At 49.0% G+C, this 7,474-nt stretch carries 8 protein-coding genes and 1 tRNA gene; 2 read left to right on the forward strand and 7 right to left on the reverse strand.

Features of this window, described 5'->3' with window-relative positions; all coding sequences use genetic code 11:
- The 7 genes from gpmI to B2751_RS03900 form a co-directional block, all read right to left on the reverse strand.
- On the reverse strand, positions 1-1,105 hold a 1,105-nt coding region (gene gpmI / locus B2751_RS03870; RefSeq protein WP_290772983.1), incomplete at its 3' end, for a 2,3-bisphosphoglycerate-independent phosphoglycerate mutase.
- Positions 1,106-1,858, reverse strand: coding sequence for a triose-phosphate isomerase (tpiA, locus tag B2751_RS03875; RefSeq protein WP_023469215.1), 753 nt, complete (start codon positions 1,856-1,858; stop codon positions 1,106-1,108).
- A gap of 27 nt (positions 1,859-1,885) precedes the next feature.
- Positions 1,886-3,070 carry a phosphoglycerate kinase gene (locus B2751_RS03880; protein ID WP_290772986.1) on the reverse strand — a complete coding sequence of 395 codons (1,185 nt, stop codon included), beginning with the start codon at positions 3,068-3,070 and terminating at the stop codon, positions 1,886-1,888.
- A 121-nt stretch (positions 3,071-3,191) separates the two neighbouring features.
- Positions 3,192-4,199 (reverse strand): type I glyceraldehyde-3-phosphate dehydrogenase, encoded by a 1,008-nt coding sequence (gap, locus tag B2751_RS03885; RefSeq protein ID WP_035409970.1) that lies wholly within the window; start codon positions 4,197-4,199, stop codon positions 3,192-3,194.
- 53 nt (positions 4,200-4,252) lie between these two features.
- Positions 4,253-5,281, reverse strand: coding sequence for a sugar-binding transcriptional regulator (locus B2751_RS03890; RefSeq protein WP_023469218.1), 1,029 nt, complete (start codon positions 5,279-5,281; stop codon positions 4,253-4,255).
- Between the two features lie 115 nt (positions 5,282-5,396).
- The gene (locus B2751_RS03895; RefSeq protein ID WP_023469219.1) at positions 5,397-5,657 is read right to left on the reverse strand and encodes a glutaredoxin family protein; all 261 of its coding nucleotides are present in this window, start codon (positions 5,655-5,657) and stop codon (positions 5,397-5,399) included.
- Entirely contained in the window at positions 5,648-6,790 is a 1,143-nt protein-coding gene (locus B2751_RS03900) for an RNA polymerase subunit sigma-54 (RefSeq protein ID WP_290772989.1), read from the reverse strand. Before B2751_RS03900 ends, B2751_RS03895 begins: the two co-directional genes overlap by 10 nt.
- Before the next feature lie 154 nt (positions 6,791-6,944).
- Between B2751_RS03900 and B2751_RS03905 the strand changes: the two genes are divergently transcribed.
- Together B2751_RS03905 and B2751_RS03910 are read left to right on the forward strand one after the other, a co-directional pair.
- Positions 6,945-7,020 (forward strand) — tRNA-Arg (locus B2751_RS03905).
- 188 nt (positions 7,021-7,208) lie between these two features.
- Positions 7,209-7,474: ATP-dependent Clp protease proteolytic subunit (locus B2751_RS03910; RefSeq protein ID WP_290773109.1), on the forward strand; the 266-nt coding region annotated here is incomplete at its 3' end.

Below are 7,474 nucleotides of genomic sequence, written 5' to 3' on the forward strand. Positions count from 1 at the left end.
CTGTCGCGACTTTTGGTGAAGGGATCAAGATCCGATCTTCCCCTTCATATGGTTCTTCACGTTGTCCGTTGAAGAAGAACGTGACGTGCGGATACTTTTCCGTTTCCGCGATGCGTAGCTGTTTGAGACCTTGTTTTGACAATGCCTCACCCAGCGTATTCTTGATGTCTTCAGGCGGGAATACGATGTCCGTATCAATCGCATCCGAGTACTTCGTCATTGAGACGAGTAGCAGGTTCTTCGGTGCGTTGTCCGGAATTTCGAAACCGTCGAAGCCACCTTTTTCTTTGTAGACTTTCGAAAGCTGAATCGCACGGTCAGGACGATAGTTGAAGAACACGATCGCATCGTTATCGTGGATCGGTGCGACTGGCGTACCGTCTTCCTGCACGACAACAGTTGGTTCGATGAACTCATCCGTTACGTCTTGTTTGTACGAAGCTTCAACCATGCCGATTGGATCCTTCGTCGTTGGACCTTCACCGAACGTGATGACGTCATAGACTTTCTTGACGCGCTCCCAACGGTTATCGCGATCCATCGCATAGTAGCGACCAGAGATACTCGCGAATTGTCCAACATTCAATTCATCCATCTTCGCTTGCGCGTCACGGAGGAAACCAGCGCCCGATTGTGGGTCGCAGTCACGACCGTCCGTGAAAGCATGGAGGTAGACTTTTTCGATTTCGTGAAGTTTCGCGAATTCGAGCACCGCATATAAGTGGTTGATGTGACTGTGGATTCCACCGTCAGAGACCAAACCGAAGATATGAAGCGCTGAACCGTATTTCTTCACGTGACCTGCCGCATCGTTCATCGCTTGACGCGAGAAGAACGAGCGATCCTTGACCGCGTTGTTGATTCGGGATAGCGATTGATAGACGACGCGACCTGCACCGATGTTGAGGTGACCCACTTCTGAGTTCCCCATTTGACCTTCAGGCAAACCGACGTATTCGCCTTTCGCATTCAACAACGTATGCGGGTATTGACCCCAGTAACGGTCGAAGTTCGGTTTGTTTGCCGCCGTAACGGCATTTCCGAACTCCTCGTCACGCATACCAAAACCATCAAGGATGATCAGTGCGACTGGACGTTTTTTCATTTAAATCGCCTCCAACAGTTTGAGGAACGATCCTGTCTCAAGACTTGCACCGCCGACGAGCGCGCCGTCGATGTCTGGTTGAGCCATATATTCTTTGATGTTTTCCGGTTTGACGCTACCACCGTATTGGATGCGGACAGCTTCTGCTGCTTCAGCACCGAATTCAGCTGCAACGACGTCACGGACGAATTTACAAGAATCTTGTGCATCTTGTTCTGTCGCTGATTTACCTGTTCCGATTGCCCAGACAGGCTCGTAAGCAACGACGAGATTTTTCACTTGGTCGACAGTAAGACCTTTAAGGCTGTTTGCTGTCTGTTCGCGGATGACGTCTTCGAACTTGCCGCCTTCACGCTCTTCCAGTGTTTCACCTACACAAACGATTGGAACGAGACCGTGCTCGAACGCTTTTTTCGCTTTGCTGTTGATGAACGCATCTGTTTCGCCGAAGTACTCACGACGCTCAGAGTGACCGAGGATGACGTATGTCACGTCGAGTTCTTTGAGCATGAGCGGGCTGATTTCACCAGTGAACGCACCGCTCTCTTTGTCGTACATGTTTTGAGCACCAATCTTAAGATCCGTACCAGCTGCTGCTTCTGTCAAGTGTGCCAAGAATACTGCTGGCGCACAGACGGCTGCGTCGACTGTCGTCGAAGCAGGTACAGCTCCTTTGACTTCCTCAACGAATGCGACTGCATCCTTGAGCGTCAGATTCATCTTCCAGTTACCTGCGATAATTGGTTTACGCATTGAGAAACACTCCCTTGTGAACTTAGATTACTTGTCGTTTAGCGCTTCGACACCAGGAAGAGCTTTCCCTTCCATGAATTCGAGACTTGCTCCACCACCTGTAGAGATGTGGCTCATTTTGTCAGCAAGACCGAATTTCTCTGCCGCAGCAGCTGAGTCGCCACCGCCGATGATTGAGTACGCATCACTGTCCGCAAGAGCTTGCGCGACACCTTTTGTACCGTTTGCGTATTTATCGAGTTCGAATACGCCCATCGGTCCGTTCCAGACGACGAGTTTCGAGTTCTTGATTGCCTCTGCATAGAGTTCAACCGTTTTTGGACCGATATCAAGTGACATGTGATCTGCTGGGATCTCTGTGATGTCACGTGGTCCGACATATGTTTCTTCTCCGAATTCCTTCGTGATGACACAGTCGATTGGCATGAGGAACTTAACGCCTTTTTCTTCTGCTTTCTTCATGAATTCCTTCGCTTGGTCGATTTTATCGACCTCAAGAAGTGAAGTACCGACTTCGATACCACGAGCTGTGAGGAACGTGTACGATAAGCCGCCACCGATGATCAACGTATCGACGATGTCGAGTAAGTGATCGATGACACCGATTTTATCTGCTACTTTCGAACCACCGATGATTGCCGTGAACGGACGATCTGGGTTAGAAAGAGCTTTACCGAGAACTTGAAGTTCTTTTTCGATGAGAAGACCGGCAACTGCTGTGTCGACATGGTGTGCGATACCTTCTGTCGATGCGTGTGCACGGTGTGCTGCGCCGAACGCGTCGTTGACGAAGACGTCAGCGAGTTTCGCGAATCCTTTAGCGAGCTCTTCGTCATTTTTCGTTTCACCAGGGTAGAAGCGAACGTTCTCTAAGACGACGACATCGCCGTTTTCGAGTTTGTTGACTGCTTCTTCTGCAACTGGACCGTATGCTTCTTCAACGAGCTTGATGTCTTTACCAAGCAATTCGCTGAGGCGTGCTACGACTGGTGCAAGTGAGAACTCAGGGTTCTTTTCGCCTTTTGGACGACCCATGTGGCTAGCGAGAATGACTTTTGCTCCGCCGTCGATCAAGTGTTTGATCGTTGGGAGTGCAGCACGGATCCGTGTGTCATCCGTGATTTTACCGTCTTCCAACGGTACGTTGAAATCCACGCGTGTAAATACGCGTTTTCCTTGTACATCGATGTCGCGAATCGATTTCTTATTCATACATTCGTCCTCCGTCTCTTACGTATAGTGAGGGGCGAATGCCCCTCCCGCTTTTTTCCGCAATAAGAGCGGAGACTGATATCGTTTCCGCTCTTATTCAATTGCTATTTAATTGCTCTAATTACTTAGCGATTTCTGCGAAGTGTTTGAGTGTACGAACGAGTTGGCTAGTGTAAGACATTTCGTTGTCATACCAAGCAACTGTTTTAACGAGTTGTTTGTCGCCGACTGTCATGACTTTAGTTTGAGTTGCATCGAAGAGTGATCCGTAAGAGATACCAACGATGTCAGAAGAAACGATTTCGTCTTCAGTGTAACCGTAAGACTCGTTAGCAGCTGCTTTCATTGCTGCGTTGATTTCTTCTACAGAAACTTTTTTGTCAAGTACAGTTACGAGCTCAGTGAGTGAACCTGTAGCGACTGGTACACGTTGTGCAGATCCGTCAAGTTTACCTTGAAGTTCTGGAAGAACGAGACCGATTGCTTTTGCAGCACCAGTTGAGTTTGGAACGATGTTTGCTGCTGCCGCACGTGCACGACGGAAGTCACCTTTAGGGTGTGGAGCGTCGAGTGTGTTTTGGTCACCAGTGTAAGCGTGGATCGTAGTCATGAGACCTTCAACGATTCCGAACTGATCTTGGAGAACTTTAGCCATTGGCGCGAGACAGTTAGTAGTACATGAAGCACCAGAGATAACTGTTTCAGTTCCGTCAAGGATTTCGTGGTTCGTGTTGAAGACGACTGTTTTCATGTCGCCAGTTGCAGGTGCAGAGATAACGACTTTTTTAGCGCCAGCTTTCAAGTGAAGCTCAGCTTTTTCTTTGTCTGTGAAGAAACCAGTACATTCGAGAACGATGTCAACACCGAGCTCGCCCCATGGGAGTTCTTCTGGGTTGCGGTTAGCAAGTGTTTTGATTTCTTTACCGTTGACGAGGAAGTAACCGTCGTGTACTTCAACTTCGCCGTCGAAACGACCTTGAGTCGTATCATATTTGAGAAGGTGTGCAAGCATTTTAGTGTCTGTAAGGTCGTTGATCGCGACTACTTCGATTCCATCGAATTGAAGAATTTGACGAAGTGCCAAACGTCCGATACGTCCAAATCCGTTAATACCAACTTTTACTGCCATGATAATTTTCCTCCTTTTAATGTAAAGCGAGTTATCTATTATTCAAAAGGGGGTTACCCTTTCAAAATCGAAGCTGCTGCGCCTTCATCCGTGATCAGGATGATGTCCGGCGACTGTTTGACATAGGCGTTGATCGCTTCTGCCTTCGAATGACCACCTGCGACGACGATGACGTGTTCGACTTGCTTCAAGTCAGCCAGTTGGAGACCAACCGTCTTGACCCGGTGCACGATGTTCCCGTCTCGGTCGAAGTAATATCCGAATGCTTCCGCTACTGCCTGTTCATGTTCCAGTCGGGTCAGGAGATCCTCAGACGCGCGACGACGTTTTGCCATCGTTTTCGCCTCACCAATTCCATGTACCACGATTGAAGCACCTTTAATCATTTGAAGCACATTTTTTATGCTCGGCTCTTCAATCATCTTGACGAACGTCTCTGTACTGACCATGTCCGGGATGTGAAGCAGATGATAATCACTTTGAGCGCGTGACGCCATCCGTGAGCATACTGTGTTCGCTTGTAGTTCGAGCGTTTCTCCCAGTCCTCCGCGTGCCGGAACGAACGTCATCGGACGGTGTTCCTTGTCTGGCGACATCATCGCCGCGACGGAAGCCATCGTCGTACCGCCTGTGACAGCGATCGTATTGTGATGGTCTGAAGAAAGCTCTCGTTTGAGTCGTGCGACGGTCGCCCGCCCCATGTCTCGTTGTACCCAGAAGGTTTCATCGGAATCACCCGGTACGATGACGACGTCCCGTACTCCGAGTCTCTCTTTTAAGGCTTTCGCCATGTCTGAGATCCCTGCGAGTTCTCCCATGATGCTGTGCATGCTGCGAAGAACGTTTCGTCCTTCATCCGTCAAGGACATCCCTTGCGTCGCGACCTCTAGGAGGTCTTGCTGCTTCAAGAAGTCGACTTCCCGCCGTAAGACGCGTTCCGTCAAGCCAAGGCTTGTCGCAAGCGTACGTCGTCCGATCGGTTGCATCAGTCGTACGTAATGAAGGATGTCGTAGCGTGTCTGCATTTCTTCGATCAGATCAGGCACGATTCGTTTTTGGATCTGGACTAACTGCCGAATCATGTATTTCCCTCTCCTCTCAAGTAGCTGGACGCTTTCTGTCCCGCATGTCATAACGTGTCCCACTTGGTACACCGTTATCATAACAGTCCATTTCTCGCCTTGCAAGTCTCGTTTCTCAAGTTTTTTGAAGTAAGCGGTTTCTTATCGTTTCCGTCTCGAATTTGCCATAACTCCAGATTTCCTCGTCATGCATGACGACCGGAATCTCGTATAAGAACCGTAGACTGAGCGCTTCATCCTGATCGATGTTGACTTCCTCGAATGTCCATTCCGGAAACTCATCGAGTACGAAGTCGAGTAAGATGGCGGCCTCTTCACATAGCGTACATCCCGGACGTGAATAGAGTGTTAAGTGTCTGTGTCGTTTTAATCCCATTCTGATTGCGCCTTCCTTTGCTGCATCGTTTTTTTCGTTAAACCAAGCGCTGCCCGGTACTTCGCGACCGTCCGTCGCGCGACTGTCAGACCGTCTGCTTGCAGGCGATCCGTCAATTGCTGATCACTTAACGGACGATCGCTGTGTTGAATGTATTCGGCGATCCGCCGTTTAATCAAAAAACTCGAGTCTCCGCTTGTCGTCCGTGAGACGAACAAGTCTTCTAAAGCAACGAGACCATGGACCGTCTCGACATACTTCTCAGCAATCGCTCGACCAATCGTTGACGGATGATGCCCCGTCGCCTCAGCGACTTGTTTTTTCGTCAGTGGCTCAAGATGCAGTTCTCCCTTGAACCAGCGTTCTTGTCGCTCAAGCAAGACCGAGAGGATGGCATGCATCGTAACGCGACGTCGTTCGTACGCGCGCAAAAAAGGCGTTGCCTCTTTTAATCCGAGCCACTTCTGATCCATGTCGAGTGTCATCCAGTCGATCTGAAGTTTTCCATCTAACAGGTGAATCCGTGCTTCTGCCATGACCGGTCGTTCTTCTTTAGGAAGATCCGGTGTCCGGCTCAGGCGCGTCAATCGTTTTCGCAACCGTGCTCGATCCGGTTCACTGAACTGCGCGAACACTTGACTCGCCGGTTCATGTCGTAACCGATCCGTCAGTCCGATCAATTCTGCGTCGTCTAGCTCGATCGCCTGTAACCATTGGCACTCGCGCTCCGAGCGGGCAGCAATGCCGACCGGTTCACATTGTTGTAAGAGTGTCCGTGCTTCTGTAATCGTTGCGACATCGGTCGAGAAGGATGCAGCGAGCTCCTCGTCCGATGTCCGCAATAAACCGTCCGCTTCTAAATACACGATGAGTTGTTCCGCCATATATCCTATTTCCTGTCTGACTGATTCTAAACGTATTTGTGCAAGAAGCTCGTCTTCATAGGATGCCAAATGTCCTGCCATCTGCTCGGCCTCTAACGAAACCTGATTCGGGTAATGACGATGCAACCGTCGTTTCAACCGTCGCCATTCCTCCTCGAGTTCTGCCGCTGGTTGCTCAAGTACATGTAACTGATACTGTTGTGACGCCGATAACGTCATCTGTTGCGTTTGTTCCTGGCGTTGATCCATCGATTTCCCTCCCTCACTTCTTATTATAGAAGAAACGTTTTAAAAAACATGCTCTGAACCCCTTTTTGAGTCGCTTGAGAAAAGAAAAGTCATGCTTCCCTATTGCTTTTCTGAAAAAATGTCGCTATACTATTAATTGTTCAGTACATCAGATGCACCCGTAGCTCAGGGGATAGAGCACTGGTTTCCGGTACCAGGTGTCGGGAGTTCGAATCTCTCCGGGTGTACCATTTATTCAACTACAAGGCAATGCCAGCAATGGCATTGCCTTTTTTCTATACTGATATGTTTCGTTTGCCCTTGTAATGGAAAAATACCTAAAAGTCGCATCGTATCTTTTGACCAATATTGACCAAAGGATTATGATAAGGATAAGTCGAATAGGAAGCTACATACCAACTATAAGGAGGCAAAGACTATGTTAATTCCAACAGTCATCGAACAAACAAACCGCGGGGAACGTGCTTACGATATCTACTCACGTTTGCTAAAAGACCGCATTATTCTTCTCGGGAGCGCGATTGACGACAACGTCGCCAACTCAGTCGTTGCCCAACTTCTGTTCTTAGCAGCAGAAGATCCAGATAAAGAAATCTCGCTTTACATCAACAGCCCAGGTGGTTCGATCACTGCCGGTATGGCGATTTACGATACAATGAACTTCATCAAGCCACAAGTTTCAAC

The sequence above is a fragment of the Exiguobacterium sp. UBA6282 genome (assembly GCF_002440475.1).
Taxonomy (GTDB): domain Bacteria; phylum Bacillota; class Bacilli; order Exiguobacteriales; family Exiguobacteriaceae; genus Exiguobacterium_A.